At 57.4% G+C, this 13,869-nt stretch carries 15 protein-coding genes, 1 tRNA gene and 1 pseudogene; 13 read left to right on the top strand and 4 right to left on the bottom strand.

The genetic code is table 11. From position 1 onward, the window contains the following. Positions 1 to 61: 61 nt before the first annotated feature. From phhA to ACR0CA_RS19250, 4 genes and pseudogenes are all read left to right on the top strand, one after another. Positions 62 to 868, top strand: a pseudogene (gene phhA, locus ACR0CA_RS19265) (phenylalanine 4-monooxygenase); the annotation flags it as partial. 130 nt (positions 869 to 998) lie between these two features. Continuing rightward, positions 999 to 2,573 carry a lysine--tRNA ligase gene (locus tag ACR0CA_RS19260; RefSeq protein ID WP_480900762.1) on the top strand — a complete coding sequence of 525 codons (1,575 nt, stop codon included), beginning with the start codon at positions 999 to 1,001 and terminating at the stop codon, positions 2,571 to 2,573. A 48-nt stretch (positions 2,574 to 2,621) separates the two neighbouring features. After that, a complete protein-coding gene (locus tag ACR0CA_RS19255; protein WP_480900760.1) occupies positions 2,622 to 3,023 on the top strand; it encodes a DUF4864 domain-containing protein in 402 nt (133 codons plus the stop codon). A gap of 129 nt (positions 3,024 to 3,152) precedes the next feature. Then, positions 3,153 to 5,441 (top strand): glycosyl hydrolase family 28-related protein, encoded by a 2,289-nt coding sequence (locus ACR0CA_RS19250; protein ID WP_480900757.1) that lies wholly within the window; start codon positions 3,153 to 3,155, stop codon positions 5,439 to 5,441. A gap of 9 nt (positions 5,442 to 5,450) precedes the next feature. Here ACR0CA_RS19250 and ACR0CA_RS19245 read toward each other — a convergent pair whose 3' ends face one another. Next, positions 5,451 to 6,134: a hypothetical protein gene (locus ACR0CA_RS19245; protein WP_480900755.1), complete on the bottom strand. Its 684-nt coding sequence runs from the start codon at positions 6,132 to 6,134 to the stop codon at positions 5,451 to 5,453. Positions 6,135 to 6,257: 123 nt separating this feature from the next. Here ACR0CA_RS19245 and ACR0CA_RS19240 point away from each other — a divergent pair, with 123 nt between their 5' ends. The 5 genes from ACR0CA_RS19240 to ACR0CA_RS19220 all read left to right on the top strand — a co-directional run bounded on the left by ACR0CA_RS19240 (position 6,258) and on the right by ACR0CA_RS19220 (position 8,483). Further along, the gene (locus ACR0CA_RS19240) at positions 6,258 to 6,584 is read left to right on the top strand and encodes an antibiotic biosynthesis monooxygenase family protein (RefSeq protein WP_170772389.1); all 327 of its coding nucleotides are present in this window, start codon (positions 6,258 to 6,260) and stop codon (positions 6,582 to 6,584) included. Between the two features lie 66 nt (positions 6,585 to 6,650). Next, on the top strand, positions 6,651 to 7,058 hold the full coding sequence (locus tag ACR0CA_RS19235; RefSeq protein WP_170784769.1) for a universal stress protein: 408 nt from the start codon (positions 6,651 to 6,653) through the stop codon (positions 7,056 to 7,058). Positions 7,059 to 7,188: 130 nt separating this feature from the next. Continuing rightward, a complete protein-coding gene (locus tag ACR0CA_RS19230; RefSeq protein WP_237215804.1) occupies positions 7,189 to 7,614 on the top strand; it encodes an excalibur calcium-binding domain-containing protein in 426 nt (141 codons plus the stop codon). A gap of 14 nt (positions 7,615 to 7,628) precedes the next feature. Further along, the gene (locus ACR0CA_RS19225; RefSeq protein ID WP_170785470.1) at positions 7,629 to 7,982 is read left to right on the top strand and encodes an MmcQ/YjbR family DNA-binding protein; all 354 of its coding nucleotides are present in this window, start codon (positions 7,629 to 7,631) and stop codon (positions 7,980 to 7,982) included. A 210-nt stretch (positions 7,983 to 8,192) separates the two neighbouring features. Then, positions 8,193 to 8,483, top strand: a complete 291-nt coding sequence (locus ACR0CA_RS19220; RefSeq protein ID WP_170784767.1) for an antibiotic biosynthesis monooxygenase family protein — start codon at positions 8,193 to 8,195, stop codon at positions 8,481 to 8,483. A gap of 121 nt (positions 8,484 to 8,604) precedes the next feature. Here ACR0CA_RS19220 and ACR0CA_RS19215 read toward each other — a convergent pair whose 3' ends face one another. Further along, complete coding sequence (locus ACR0CA_RS19215) at positions 8,605 to 9,033, bottom strand: hypothetical protein (protein ID WP_480505800.1); 429 nt, start codon at positions 9,031 to 9,033, stop codon at positions 8,605 to 8,607. A gap of 90 nt (positions 9,034 to 9,123) precedes the next feature. After that, the gene (gene uvrB, locus ACR0CA_RS19210) at positions 9,124 to 11,310 is read right to left on the bottom strand and encodes an excinuclease ABC subunit UvrB (RefSeq protein WP_480900751.1); all 2,187 of its coding nucleotides are present in this window, start codon (positions 11,308 to 11,310) and stop codon (positions 9,124 to 9,126) included. Between the two features lie 153 nt (positions 11,311 to 11,463). Between uvrB and ACR0CA_RS19205 the strand changes: the two genes are divergently transcribed. From ACR0CA_RS19205 to ACR0CA_RS19195, 3 genes are all read left to right on the top strand, one after another. Then, the gene (locus tag ACR0CA_RS19205; protein WP_480505804.1) at positions 11,464 to 11,775 is read left to right on the top strand and encodes an ETC complex I subunit; all 312 of its coding nucleotides are present in this window, start codon (positions 11,464 to 11,466) and stop codon (positions 11,773 to 11,775) included. A gap of 1 nt (position 11,776) precedes the next feature. Further along, entirely contained in the window at positions 11,777 to 12,253 is a 477-nt protein-coding gene (locus ACR0CA_RS19200; protein WP_480900749.1) for a GNAT family N-acetyltransferase, read from the top strand. Between the two features lie 21 nt (positions 12,254 to 12,274). After that, positions 12,275 to 12,351: transfer RNA gene (locus ACR0CA_RS19195), tRNA-Arg, on the top strand. Positions 12,352 to 12,392: 41 nt separating this feature from the next. Here the strand turns inward: ACR0CA_RS19195 and ACR0CA_RS19190 are convergent. Beyond that, positions 12,393 to 12,584 (bottom strand): hypothetical protein, encoded by a 192-nt coding sequence (locus ACR0CA_RS19190; RefSeq protein ID WP_170772373.1) that lies wholly within the window; start codon positions 12,582 to 12,584, stop codon positions 12,393 to 12,395. 173 nt (positions 12,585 to 12,757) lie between these two features. On the opposite strand from ACR0CA_RS19190, the gene iolG reads away from it, so the two are divergent. Continuing rightward, positions 12,758 to 13,756, top strand: coding sequence for an inositol 2-dehydrogenase (iolG, locus tag ACR0CA_RS19185; RefSeq protein ID WP_480900747.1), 999 nt, complete (start codon positions 12,758 to 12,760; stop codon positions 13,754 to 13,756). The last annotated feature ends 113 nt before the right edge of the window (positions 13,757 to 13,869 follow it).

Here is a 13,869-nt window from a genome sequence, read left to right as displayed (position 1 = left end):
ATTCCTCACGCCATTAAGTCAAATTTACCACGAGTAAGGGCTAAAATTCTATCAAGGAGGACGTTCCATGCCCAAATCCACCAAATACGTGGCCAAGCAGGCCGACGCGCGCGGCCATATTGTCTATACCGCCGAAGAGGATGCGGTTTGGGCGGACCTTTATGCAGCCCAGCAGAAAAATGTGCAGCGCTACATGGCGCATGAATATCTGGACGGGTTGAATCGGTTGGAGATGCCCAAGACCCGCGTGCCGTCCTGCGCGGATATATCCGAGCGTCTTCTGGACCTGACCGGGTGGCGGGTTCAACCGGTTCCGGCGCTGATCGGGTTCAAGACCTTTTTTGGCATGCTCGCGGATCGGGTTTTTCCTGCTGCATCGTTCATCCGTTCACGCGAGGATTTCGACTATATTGAAGAACCCGATATCTTTCACGAAATCTTTGGCCACACGCCCCTACTGAGCGACCCACGTTTTGCCGCTTTCAGCTATGCGATCGGCAACGCTGGGGTTGAGGCGGGGGACAAAGACTATGCTTGGTTGATCCGGCTATATTGGTTTTCGATTGAATTCGGATTGCGCCGTCAGGATGGGCAGATCAAGGCGCTGGGCTCGGGGCTGGCGTCTTCACCTACAGAGCTGGTTTATGCCGTGGAAAGTGACATACCCGATCGGGACCCGTTCGATGTCATGACGATCTTGCGAACGCCGTATCGGATCGACATGCATCAGATGGGATATTTCGTGCTGGACGATCCCGAAGAGCTGTTTGCCGCTGCCGATCGGGATCTGCTGGCCGATGTGCATCAGGCGCAGCGAATGGGTTTGCTGCCGAACAAGTTCCCGCCGAAAGTGACGGCAGCCGAATAAACCGCAACCGGGGTATCCGCTCAGAAAAACAGCGCGCTTTATTGACACATGCTGCACCGGCACAATAGGAGGGGCCGGACGGGTCGCATGGGGCGTCCGGCGCTGTATTTCCCGATGGAGCACCTAAAAAATGTCTGAACTGCGTGAAACCGCGATGTCGTCCAAGGCTTGGCCTTTCGAAGAGGCGCGCCGGGTCCTCAAACGCTACAGACAAGGTGCGCCGGAAAAGGGGTATGTGCTGTTCCAGACCGGCTATGGCCCGTCGGGCCTGCCGCATATCGGTACCTTTGGCGAGGTCGCGCGGACCTCGATGGTACGGCATGCGTTTGAACAGATCAGCGATATTCCGACCAAGCTGATCTGCTTTTCGGATGATATGGACGGCTTTCGCAAGGTTCCGACCAATGTGCCGATGCAGGACGAGCTGAAAGAAGACCTGCATCTGCCGCTCACCAAAGTGCGCGACCCATTTGGCACGCATGAAGGGTTCGCGCAGCACAACAACGCGATGCTGTGCGATTTTCTGGATAGTTTTGGGTTCGAGTATGAATTTGCCTCGGCCACCGATTACTACACCAGCGGCAAGTTTGATGAGGCGCTGCTGATCGCGCTGGAGCGCTTCGACAAGATACAAGAAATCATGCTGCCGACCCTCGGGCCCGAGCGACGCGAGACCTATTCATGCTTCTTGCCGATCAGCCCGAAAACCGGCCACGTGCTGCAAGTGCCGACGCTGGAACGTAACGTAGCCAAAGGCACGATTGTTTATCAGGAGCCTGATGGCGAAAAGGTCGAAATCCCGGTCACGGGAGGCAACGTCAAGATGCAGTGGAAGCCCGACTGGGCCATGCGTTGGGCCGCGCTGGGCGTGGATTATGAGATGTCGGGTAAAGACCTGATCGATTCAGTCACGCAGTCGTCGAAAATTTGCCGAGCGCTGGGCAAACAGCCGCCCGAAGCGCTCAGCTATGAGCTGTTCAATGATGAGCAAGGGCAGAAGATCTCGAAGTCCAAGGGCAATGGCTTGTCGATGGAAGAGTGGCTGACCTATGCCGCGCCGGAAAGCCTGTCGTATTTCATGTTTCAAAAGCCCAAAACGGCCAAGCGTCTTTACTTTGACGTCATTCCCAAGGCGGTGGATGAGTATCACCAGCAACTGCGCGCCTATCCGGGGCAGGAATTGAAGGCGCAGTTGAACAACCCGGTCTGGCATATCCATGGCGGTGACGTGCCTGCATCCACGCTTATGGTGCCGTTTGCGATGCTACTGAACCTTGCATCAGTGTCTGGTGCCGAGGACAAAGAAGCGCTGTGGGGTTTCATCCGCCGCTATGCGCCCGAGGCGACCGCAGAAACGCATCCCGATCTGGATCAGGCGGCGGGCTTTGCGGTGCGTTACTTCAACGATTTCGTCAAACCCACCCGACAGCACCGCGCACCTACCGATAAGGAACGTGAGGCGCTGGAAGCGTTGAAGGTCGCGTTGCAAGCCTATGATGGTCCGCTTGAGGACGAGGCGCTGCAATCGGTGGTCTATTCCATCGGGCGCGAGCGATTCGACCCGATGCGCGGGTGGTTCACAGCGCTCTACGAGGTGCTGCTAGGGGCCTCGCAAGGGCCGCGCTTTGGTGGGTTTATTGCCCTTTACGGTGTGCCCGAAACGATTGCGCTGATCGACAAGGCTTTGACCGGAGAGCTGGCCTGATTTGACCTGACATGATGTGGGGCTACCCTTGCCAAAGGAGGTAGCCCCATGCGTCGTATCTTGCTTGCCCTTTCGTTGAGTGCCGGTTTGGCCACGGGTGCATTTGCCCAAAGCACCGAGATCGAAGCCAATATCGCGGCGCAGATACAGGCGTTCAAAGCGGATGATTTCGCCACCGCCTTTACCTATGCAAGCCCCAACATCCAGAGCATTTTCCGCACTCCCGAGAATTTCGGGAACATGGTGCGCAACGGCTATCCTATGGTCTGGCGACCCTCTGATATTCGGTTTCTGGAACTGCGCGAGATCGCGGGCGCGCTGTGGCAAAAGGTTCTGATCGTTGATGGTGCCGGACAAACTCATATTCTGGATTATCAGATGATTCAGTTAGAAAATGGCTGGAAGATCAATGGCGTGCAGTTGCTGGGCAACTCGGACCCCGCGGCGTGACGCAACACCACCGTCACGGTGACATGAGTAGCGATTAACACCCTTTCTGTACTCAGGTTTTTGCGCTCGGGGTGGCCCCGAGCCCTGGGTTAATGCGCGCTGATGGGTGCGATTGGGAAAGGGATTTCTATGAATAAGGCAATCACCGACGGCATCGTGTTCATGCCGCCTGCTTTTGCAAACGGCCTGAACGTGTGGTCCAGCGGCGACGGAACGCCCGGCTCGCCGACCTATGAAGGCTCGGGCACCGGCGCTTTTGTTCCGGCGGATGCGGATTTCGGCGGCTGCCTTGAAATCCTCAAAGTCAGCGCCACGCAAAAGCTGCGTTATATGGGGCAGACCCCGTTGCAGCCGGGGTGCTATCTTCAGATCAAGGCGCGGGTGAAGGCAATCAGCGGGCCTTTGCCCGAGGTTCGGATCGCGGCCTGGGCTGGTGGCGCGGGTGAGACACATTTGGATGGGGTGATCGAGCAAGGCCCCGCAACCCAACTGTCGGGCTATGGCGCCGTCCATGAAATCACCGCGATTGTCGGGGCGGGGCAGCGCACCGGCGTGGATATGCCCTGGGGCGTGACCGCGATTTATGGCCATTTCGGACTTGATCTGATCGGAGCGAATGGCTCGATCGTGCGGGTGGATGATATCGAGATCACGGATGTGACCGGTGTTTTTCTGCGCGACATGATTAGCCTTGTGGATGTACGCGATTTTGGCGCGGTCGGTGATGGGGTTGCAGATGACACGTCCGCCTTTGTCGCGGCGGACCAGGCTGCGGGTGGACGCCGGGTTTTTGTGTCTGAAGGCACTTACCTGCTGACTGAAAATACCACCATCGCGTCCGAGATCGAGTTTGAGGGCACCGTCACGATGCCTGACGATAAGATGCTGCTGTTGACCAAGAATTTCGACCTGCCAGCTTATATCACTGCGTTCGGGGATGAGGAGTTGGCATTTAAAAAGGCATTTCAGGCGCTGTTGAACAATGCGGACCATGAATCCCTGGACATGGGTGGACGCAAGATATCGGTAAACGGCCCGATTGACATGGCCGCAGCCGTTCCGAACCGGCAGAGTGGTTTCTCCACCCGTCGCGTCATTCGCAATGGCCAGTTCGATGTCAAAGACAATGCAGCCTGGGATACCGAGACCTTCACTTCGGTCGCAACCTACAACCCATCCGATCCGACTCGGCTGACCAATGTCGCCAATGTTGCGAATATTCCGGTTGGGTCCTTGGTAGGGGGCAATGGTGTCGGGCGCGAGATTTACGTGCGGTCCAAGAATGTTGGTGCGGGCGAAATCACTCTGAACGCCCCGATTTATGATGCGGCGGGCACGCAGTCGTTCTCGTTTTTTTCGTTCAAGTACCTGCTGGATTTCATGGGTTTCAGCACCCTGCGCAAATTTGGCATGGAAGAGATCGAGTTTCAGTGCAACGGGCGATGCAGCGGCATCCGTCTGGCACCGTCTGGCAGTACATTTGCGATTACCAACTGCTTTGTCAGCCGTCCGAAGGATCGCGGGATTACTTCAATCGGTACCGGCTGTCAGGGGATGTTGATCGACAATTGCCAGTTCCTGTCGGCTGAGGAGTCTTTCAACGTCTCGGATCGCAGATCCATCGCCCTGAACGCGACAGCGAATGATATCAAACTGCGCCACAATCGTGCTGTCAGGTTCCTGCATTTTGCCGTTCTGGGTGGGACGAACAACCTGGTGCTGGGCAACCACTTCTTCCAGGGCGACAGCATTGCTCAGGGCGTGCGCAGCGCCGGGTTGGTTATGATCGGGACCTATAACAGCTCGACCATTTCCGAGAACTATGTCGATAATTGCTTCTTGCAGTGGACTAATGAGCGGGACGCCAATCCGGCATACACGGCGGGATTTTCGTTCAGCGCGATGACCATAACCGACAATATATTCTACTGTAACGAGGTCGCACCCTGGTTCAGCAATATTGTCATTCGGCCGCACGGGCCTGGCCATTTCCTGAATGGTGTCGTTGTTGCTGGGAACAAATTTCGCTCCGTCAACGGCGCGATCGACCGGGCCGAGCGGGTGGATACGACTTTCGCGGATTTCAACCATTTCGCGCATCTGAACGTGAGTTTCAGGGACAACACGTTTCATGGCATCTCGGCCAAGGTTGAAAACCCGCTGCGTCTGGTTCACGCGCAAAGCTCGAATTCGTCGGTCTGGAGTATTGGGTCGCAAGCGCGTCTTCCATTTGGCGGAAAAGCCCGTGGGTGTGACGCGGTTACGGTGTTGGGTCCATTGAAGAACGCTTTTGGCGGGACTATCCACGACACACCTTATGTGGAGCTGGAACAGGGCAGCGGGAAGGACGTTATTAACCTGCGCTGGGCGCAATCCTTGCGCGGATCAGTCTCGACCATCATCCGAATGGAGCGCTGAGCGGCGGCGTCAGAACTCGGACCAGATTGCCAGTTTGATGCCCGTGTCATTGCGGGCATCTTTCCGCTCCAGCCCCAGAACCCAGGTTGTCGGGCTGTCCTGCCACCGGATCATGGCCGACGGCCGGACCCGCCAGAACAGAGAGCTTCCGCTGCGATAAGCGGTCTCGACCTGAAGCAAAGGGTTGATCAGCCGCGCTGAATTCAGGCCCGTTGTCAGGTCCAGTTTGCGATAGAGCGCGTCGTGGGTGCGGTATTCCAATGATGCATCCAGGGCCACCCAGCCATTGCCCCATCCGGTCGAGTACCCCTTTCCATAGGACAGGGTTGCCTTGTACAGCGCCCATGCTCCACGATAGCGGTGATGCACACCAACCCCGAACTCTGCGGCAAACCGCCCCTTTTGCTGCAAATCGGCAACCGGGATGCGGGCAAAGACGGTCGCATGACCGTAGAGGTCTCGGTTCTCTTCAAAATCGAACCCAATTGTCAGATTGTCCCGAGCACCCCATTCGGCATAAAGCGCGGATGCATAGTCATACCCCTGGTCGGGTTCCTTGAACACCGTCACCGACGCCGCCGAAAAAGCGGAATCCTTGCCGCGCAACCATGCGCCCGACCACGCAGGCGAGGCCAACAGGATAATGAACAAAAGGTAAAGAGCCCGGTACATGGGCGCAGCATCGGTCAGCATGGTTAACGGATCGTTAGTGAAATGACGAATTCCAGCAGCCGTGGCAAAGTGCTGAATTCGCCAACAAAGGCGGGACCTTTGGAAATCCTATGCTAGGCTGGGCTCAATAACAGGAGATTCCAGATGCCGAACATTGCCAAGAACACCAGCGTCCAAACCGTGATCACGACCTTCGAGATGACGCCCGGTACCTGTCAAGACCTGCTTGAGGCGCTGACTGACGCCTATGCCGATTTCATCTCGAAGCAGCCCGGCTTTGTGGCGGCGGGGCTGCATGTCAATGACGCTCAGACGCGGATCGCCAATTACTCGCAATGGGAACGGCGCGAGGATTTTCTGGCGATGCTGCGCACCCCGGAAATGCGCGACCGGAATCGCAAGATCAACGAGCTGTGCAAAAGCTTTGAACCGGTGATGTATGATGTTGCCGAAACTTTTAGCGGATCGTGACCTAAATCAAAGCCGTGCCTTGCGAATTGGCGCATCCTGACCGCGAAATGAACGGAGGTGCGCGTCATGTATCACAATATTCTGGTCCCGATTTCCTTTGATGCCGAGCGGGATATTTCCGGCCCGCTGAAACTGGCCAAGGTGTTGGCAACCCCGGATGCACAGGTCACGCTGCTGCATGTGGTCGAGCATATCCCGAACTACGCGATTTCCTATATGCCGCCCGAATATCTGCGCGAAGCCCGCAAGGCTCTGCAAACCGAATTGGACAGCTTGGCCGCCAAACTTCCCAATGCCAAAGGTGTGGTTGTCGAAGGGCATTCCGGGCGCACCATTCTGGATTGGTCCGAAGAACATAAACCCGACCTGATCATCATGGCCTCGCACCGACCGGGGATGCAGGATCTGCTGCTGGGATCGACCGCCAACCACGTGGTTAGGCACGCCGCTTGCGCGGTGCATGTGGTGCGCTAGCTGCGCCGCGGATCGGGCATATCCGTCCGGACGAAATAATCGACCGTATTCGACGCGGAATTCCGCACACATACGTGAGGGCGGGAACTCGGGTCTCGATATTGCCACAAAACGGTATTAGCCTTTTGTTATGTCAACACATGCGCCTGAGCGGCGTCCACTTCTTACTGATCCGAATGCACCGGCCCGCATCCGACGGGCTGAGGCGCTGCGCAGGCGGGCGCTGTCTCCGATACGTATCCTGCTGATGATCCTGATGCTGCCGGTGACAACCGCCGTGATTGGATTCAGTGTTTATTTGCGCACCTCGGATTTCGAACAGGAAGAGGCGGTGCTGCATCTGATTGCCATGGCTGGATGTCCGACAGCGTTGAAAGTGATTCCCGGCCCCTATTATGCGGGTGAGCTCGGCTATCACTTGCGTAACGACCCCGATGGGAATGGTGTTGCCTGCGAAACGCCTCAGCAGCTTGCCGTTCCGGTCACGGCCGAAGCCCCGCAACTGGCGCAACCGGTCGAGCGCTCTGTCGGCAGCGCCAAATTCCTGCGGCCCTAGTTCAATCCGCGATGATGACCCGAGATGCGTTTAACGCGTTCTGCGCCAGCCTCAAAGCCACAACCCATGTGGTGCAATGGGGCAATGCGGATGTGTGGAAGGTAGGCGGCAAGGTGTTTGCGATCTGTGGCTGGCATGAAGGGCGCGACGCCGTCACCTTTAAAGCCACCGATCTGACGTTTGAGGTCCTGAGCGACGTTCCCGGCATCCGCCCCGCGCCCTATCTGGCCTCACGCGGGATGAAGTGGTTGCAGGTCTATGAGGAACGCGGGATGAGCGATGCCTCGCTGCGCGAGCATATCGTGACGTCCTATGATCTGGTGGTGGCGAAGCTGACCAAGAAGGTACGGGCGGAGTTGGGCGTTTAACCTACGCGCTAGCCCCGCAACGTCTCAGTTCTATGCGCTGGGTTGCAACTTTGGAGTGTCAGTCAGCATGCTCGGGTAAGGCGCATAGTTGAAAATGTGCTGAATTCGTAAGTATCAATACGAGATTTGTGCCTGCCATGCTACCTTCTGCGCGGCGAGATTTCTTTGATCGCGCCCTACGGCAATTTCGCCAGACGAGGGAGGAAAGTCATGTTTGCACGTATTACTCAATTCAAAATGAAGCCAGGCACGCGCGAGGCCGCGACGGCGAAAATGAACGCGTTGAAGTCAGAAATCATGAGCATGCCCGGCATGCACAGCTTTACCAATGTGATGAACGAAGACGGCTCGGGCTATGTGATTTCGGTGGTCGAGAGCGAGGCGACCTCGAACGCGAATGCCCCGAAAGTGGCCGAACTGTGGGGCCATTTCGCCGAGTTCATGGAAGGGCCGCCGACACCGGTTGGGTATGATGTGATTGCCCATTGGGATAAGGGGTGAACGCTGACGTGAGCGAGAAAAACTCGCTCGGGTTCAAACCGATTGAGATTTGCTCACTTAGTCCACATTGCCGTGAAAACGCGGTGAAATCTATGTCAGGGATGGTTGCGTTCCGGATGACTTAGGATAGTTGAGCTCCCGCACATTCGCGAAAAACCCGCACTGGGTCAGCAGCGCCGACCAGCGAGAATGTGGCCACATGATCCTGCGTGAATGCGTAGGCTATTTGGTTGTACTCCAACCCATCAAGCACGTTTCCGAAGCCTGTATTCGTGACGGTCAAAGACGTTGCGCCGTTGGAAAGAACATGGTGCGATGTAGAAATCTCGATCGGTGACGAGCCTTCAAAACGCATTGCAAACCACGGGGCTTGTTTCCAAACAGAGTTCGTTTGGGTCACGGTGATTGAATAAAGCGGTTTAGACGGGTCGTAGGTGAGAAATATTTTCGCTGCGTCAGTCTCGTGCGAAAGCGTGCAAATTTGACCAACGGTTGCATCCCACGCAAAGGCAGGCGTGCTAAGGATCAGTGATATCAGAACGGCTCGCATACTTTGAACCTAGCCACGGAATGCGGTTAGGCAAGGCGGCTGAAGCAAACAACGCCATGTGCTGCAACTTTGTATTGCGTCGCCAACAGTCTAACGCTTCCGTCGCTTCACATTCCCACCGCGTTGCCCCGGACGTCCAGCCGTTGACCGACCACGCGATTTCACCGCATCCTCGGATGCTTTCTCGACCGCCCATTGGCGCGCCATGGGGTCGTCGGCGACGGCCAGATCGACCGCCTCCAGACGTTTGATCTCATCCCGAATATTGGCGGCCTCTTCGAATTCAAGGTTCTCGGCGGCTTTGCGCATCTGTTCGCGCAACCCGTCCAGATGGGCCTCAAGGTTGGCGCCGTGCATCGGTTTGTCGATGGTGGCGGTGACGCGGTTCATGTCGACGTCGCCCTCATACAACCCGGCCAGAACGTCCTCGACATTCTTTTTCACCGTCTCGGGGGTGATCCCGTGTTCCTCGTTATAGGCGATCTGCTTGGCGCGGCGGCGGTTGGTCTCGTTCAACGCGCGTTCCATGGAACCGGTGATCTTGTCGGCATACATGATAACCCGGCCCTCGGCATTCCGCGCGGCGCGGCCGATGGTCTGGACCAGAGAGGTCTCGGACCGCAGGAACCCTTCTTTGTCGGCGTCCAGAATGGCGACTAGCCCGCATTCGGGAATGTCGAGCCCCTCGCGCAGCAGGTTTATGCCGACCAGCACGTCAAACGCGCCCAGCCGCAGGTCGCGCAGGATTTCGATCCGTTCGATCGTGTCGATATCCGAGTGCATGTAGCGCACCTTGATGCCCTGTTCGTGCAGGTATTCGGTCAGGTCTTCGGCCATGCGTTTGGTCAGGGTCGTGACCAACGTGCGGAAGCCATCGGCGGCCACCTTGCGCACCTCATCCAGCAGGTCGTCCACTTGCATCGAAACGGGGCGGATTTCGACCTCGGGGTCCAGCAGGCCGGTAGGGCGGATGACCTGTTCGGTGAAAACGCCACCCGATTGGTCCAGCTCCCACGCCGCCGGGGTGGCTGAAACAAAGACGGATTGTGGGCGCATGGCGTCCCATTCTTCGAACTTCAGGGGGCGGTTGTCCATGCAGGACGGCAGGCGGAACCCGTGTTCGGCCAGTGTGAATTTACGACGATAGTCGCCCCGGTACATGCCGCCGATCTGCGGGACAGACACGTGAGATTCGTCGGCAAACACGATGGCGTTGTCGGGGATGAATTCGAACAGGGTCGGGGGCGGTTCGCCCGGCGCACGGCCGGTTAGATAGCGCGAGTAGTTCTCGATCCCGTTGCAGACGCCGGTCGCCTCAAGCATTTCCAGATCGAAATTGGTACGCTGTTCCAGTCGCTGGGCTTCCAGCAATTTGCCTTCGCCGACCAGTTGGTCCAGCCGGATGCGCAACTCTTTTTTGATGCCGATGATCGCCTGCTGCATCGTGGGCTTCGGCGTCACGTAGTGCGAGTTTGCGTAGACCCGGATCTGCTCCATCGTATCAGTTTTCTCACCGGTCAGAGGATCAAACTCGGTGATTTGTTCCAATTCTTCACCGAAGAATGACAGCTTCCACGCACGGTCCTCAAGGTGGGCAGGCCAGATCTCCAAGCTGTCCCCGCGAACCCGAAAGGACCCACGCTGAAACGCCTGGTCGTTGCGGCGGTATTGCTGTGCCACCAGATCTGCCATCACCTGCCGCTGGTCATATTCGCTGCCGACTTTCAGGTCTTGCGTCATCGCCCCGTAGGTTTCGACTGAGCCGATGCCGTAGATACAAGACACCGACGCCACGATGATCACATCATCACGCTCCAACAACGCGCGGGTGGCCGAGTGGCGCATCCGGTCGATCTGTTCGTTGATCTGGGATTCTTTTTCTATGTAGGTGTCGCTGCGCGGCACATAGGCCTCGGGCTGGTAGTAGTCATAGTAGCTGACGAAATACTCGACCGAGTTTTCGGGGAAGAAGCCTTTGAACTCACCATAGAGCTGCGCGGCCAGCGTCTTGTTGGGCGCAAGGATGATGGCGGGACGCTGGGTTTCTTCGATCACCTTGGCCATAGTGAAGGTCTTGCCCGTGCCGGTCGCGCCCAGCAGAACCTGATCCCGCTCGCCGTCCTGAACGCCGCCTGCCAGTTCCGTGATGGCCGTTGGCTGATCCCCTGCGGGGGAAAAATCGGTATGCATGACAAACGCCTTGCCGCCTTCCAGTTTCAGGCGAGCGCGAACGTCTTCGGAAGTCAGCTGGGTCTTGTCGGAATGTGCATAGGCCATAAGGGGAGATTCCTTTCGGGCCTGATTTTGATCTGTTTTTGTTCTTGTTCAAGAGGCCATTTCAATCACACCAAATTGCGACATTTACGGACTTGTCCGCGCAGCAGCTCTGGCGCATAAACATGCCCAGCCAAGTGAGTACGGAGAGGCGACATGCGCGCACGGATTTACCAGCCTTCGCGAAATGCGATGACCTCGGGGATGGCCAAAACCCGCAAGTGGGTTCTGGAATATGCCCCTGCTTCGTCGCGTGAGGTTGATCCGTTGATGGGTTGGACGTCCTCCAGCGACACGCAAACTCAGGTGCGCCTGAAATTCGACACCAAGGAAGAGGCGTTGGACTACGCCAAGGACCATGGAATTGAAGTGCAGGTCAGCGAACCGCATAAGCGCAAACCCAACGTTCGAGCAGGCGGCTATGGTGAAAATTTCGCCACCAACCGGCGCGCACCCTGGACGCACTGAATTGATCGACATCCGCGAAGCTGACCCAACATCGGAGGCGCTGCGCCCGGTGATCGAGGCGCATTCTGCCCATAGTGAAACCGCGGGACCGGCGGAAAGCAATCATACGATGGATGCCAGCGGTCTTGCGGGGCCTGGTATCCGGTTCTGGGCGATGTTCGACGCCGAACAGGCCATCGGCTGTGGTGCGCTCAAGGCGTTGCCGGATGGCACGGCCGAAGTTAAATCCGTGCATGTCGTCGCAGCGGCGCGCGGCCGGGGTCTGGCGCGCGCCATGATGGCGCATCTGGCGGATGTCGCGCGGTCTGAAGGGATGCAGGCACTGGTTCTGGAAACCGGGGCAGCCCATTTGTCCGATTATGACGCGGCGCGTAAGCTGTACGAGACGCTGGGCTATTCCTATTGCGGCCCGATCTTTGGTTACTCCGAAGACCCAAACAGTGCCTTCATGCGCTTGGCCCTTGAACCCCGCGCATAAAAACCGCAAGAAGGGCGCAGCGGTCCCTTAGCTCAACTGGATAGAGCAGCTGACTTCTAATCAGCAGGTTGAGGGTTCGAGTCCTTCAGGGATCGCCATTTCTCACCGGTTTGGCCCGACAGGCCCGAGCATCGCGCGATCACCGCGCCAGAACATACCGCGCGACCAGAAAGATGCCGACAAGTGCGGCGATCATGATCTCGGGGTTCTGTTCGAAATATCCGACCCAGTACGAGATATTCGACCCTCCGCCACCACCTCCGCCGCGGTAGCCACCGCCACCGCCGACAGAACCGCCAACCGTACCCGTGGCAATTCCATATTCAACCATTGCAACACCCCCCGGAACTCGCAAACAGGGCTGCATCTTATCATGAAACTCAAGAAAAATCCTCTGTCGGTCGAACCGGGTGCTGACACTGGAATACGCAACAGCAAAAAAATTCTTGCAACCGGTTGCAAAAACCAACACTGTGGCTTGGAGTAAGGATTCGAGGAACCCTCATGCTGAACGTCGGATTGATTGGCGCGGGACGGATTGGCCGTGTTCATGCTGAGGCTGTAGCCGGGCATGCGCAATCCAAGTTGAGCGCCGTGTCTGACGCTGTGGCCGAGGCCGCCGAAGCTCTGGCAAGCGCATATGGGGCGCAGGCATGCACCTCCGAGGCGGTGATCAATGACCCGGCGATTGATGCGGTGCTGATCGCGTCACCGACGGACACCCATTCGGACCTGATCGAAGCGGCGACCCGTGCCGGAAAGGCGGTTTTGTGCGAGAAACCGGTTGATCTGGACCTGAAACGGGCAATTTCCTGCCAACAGGTCGCGGCCGCAACGGGCCAGCCCGTGATGGTCGGGTTCAATCGCCGCTTCGATCCCAGTTTCGCGTCTTTGAAGCAGGCTTACACCAGCGGAGATATCGGCAAGGCCGAGTTATTATCGATCACCTCTTTCGATCCAGCCCCGCCGCCCGTCAGCTATGTCAAAACCTCTGGCGGGTTGTTTCGGGACATGATGATCCATGATTTCGATATGGCGAATTACCTGATGGGGCAGGCGCCGATCACGATTTCTGCGGTTGGATCCTCGGTTGTGGATCCCGAAATCGGGGCTGTTGGAGACGTGGATACCGCTGTAACCACAATGACTTACGCCAATGGTGCCATCGCGGTGATCAAGAATTCGCGGCGTGCAGCCTATGGTTATGATCAGCGGGTTGAATTGCTTGGGGCCGCTGGGTTGCTTCAGGCCCATAACGTTCTGGAAAACACGGTCGTCAAATCCACGGTCGATGGCGTGGTTGGAGCAAAGCCAACGTATTTTTTCCTGGAGCGCTACATGCCAGCCTACCGGGCCGAATGGGATGCGTTTGTCGGCGCGGTGCAAACCGGCATGGCGATGCCCGTCACGTTGGAGGATGGCGTGACCGCCTTGGCAATGGCCGAGGCTGCGACCCGCTCGGCAAAAACCGGGCAACCGGTCGCTTTGGAGGATGTGTTTTGAAACCGGTTGCAAAATTGCCGGATATCCTCAAACTGAGGAAAGCCCGGTGCCGAACCGGGGCAGAGGAGATTCGGTTTAACCGAATGGCCGGGCAAACCCGGCACACAGATTGA

This window comes from Ruegeria sp. F12 (assembly GCF_056533885.1).
The sequence above is the reverse complement of the archived record's forward strand: the minus strand, read 5'-3'. Positions and strand labels throughout refer to the sequence as shown.

Coding starts and splice junctions, on each gene's coding strand:
- ACR0CA_RS19220 (WP_170784767.1), top strand. CDS start 8,193: ATGTTTGCACGTATTACTCAATTCAAAATGAAGCCAGGCACGCGCGAG.
- ACR0CA_RS19205 (WP_480505804.1), top strand. CDS start 11,464: ATGCGCGCACGGATTTACCAGCCTTCGCGAAATGCGATGACCTCGGGG.
- ACR0CA_RS19235 (WP_170784769.1), top strand. CDS start 6,651: ATGTATCACAATATTCTGGTCCCGATTTCCTTTGATGCCGAGCGGGAT.
- ACR0CA_RS19260 (WP_480900762.1), top strand. CDS start 999: ATGTCTGAACTGCGTGAAACCGCGATGTCGTCCAAGGCTTGGCCTTTC.
- ACR0CA_RS19255 (WP_480900760.1), top strand. CDS start 2,622: ATGCGTCGTATCTTGCTTGCCCTTTCGTTGAGTGCCGGTTTGGCCACG.
- ACR0CA_RS19215 (WP_480505800.1), bottom strand. CDS start 9,033: ATGCGAGCCGTTCTGATATCACTGATCCTTAGCACGCCTGCCTTTGCG.
- ACR0CA_RS19230 (WP_237215804.1), top strand. CDS start 7,189: ATGTCAACACATGCGCCTGAGCGGCGTCCACTTCTTACTGATCCGAAT.
- ACR0CA_RS19240 (WP_170772389.1), top strand. CDS start 6,258: ATGCCGAACATTGCCAAGAACACCAGCGTCCAAACCGTGATCACGACC.
- ACR0CA_RS19250 (WP_480900757.1), top strand. CDS start 3,153: ATGAATAAGGCAATCACCGACGGCATCGTGTTCATGCCGCCTGCTTTT.
- iolG (WP_480900747.1), top strand. CDS start 12,758: ATGCTGAACGTCGGATTGATTGGCGCGGGACGGATTGGCCGTGTTCAT.
- ACR0CA_RS19225 (WP_170785470.1), top strand. CDS start 7,629: ATGACCCGAGATGCGTTTAACGCGTTCTGCGCCAGCCTCAAAGCCACA.
- ACR0CA_RS19190 (WP_170772373.1), bottom strand. CDS start 12,584: ATGGTTGAATATGGAATTGCCACGGGTACGGTTGGCGGTTCTGTCGGC.
- ACR0CA_RS19245 (WP_480900755.1), bottom strand. CDS start 6,134: ATGCTGACCGATGCTGCGCCCATGTACCGGGCTCTTTACCTTTTGTTC.
- uvrB (WP_480900751.1), bottom strand. CDS start 11,310: ATGGCCTATGCACATTCCGACAAGACCCAGCTGACTTCCGAAGACGTT.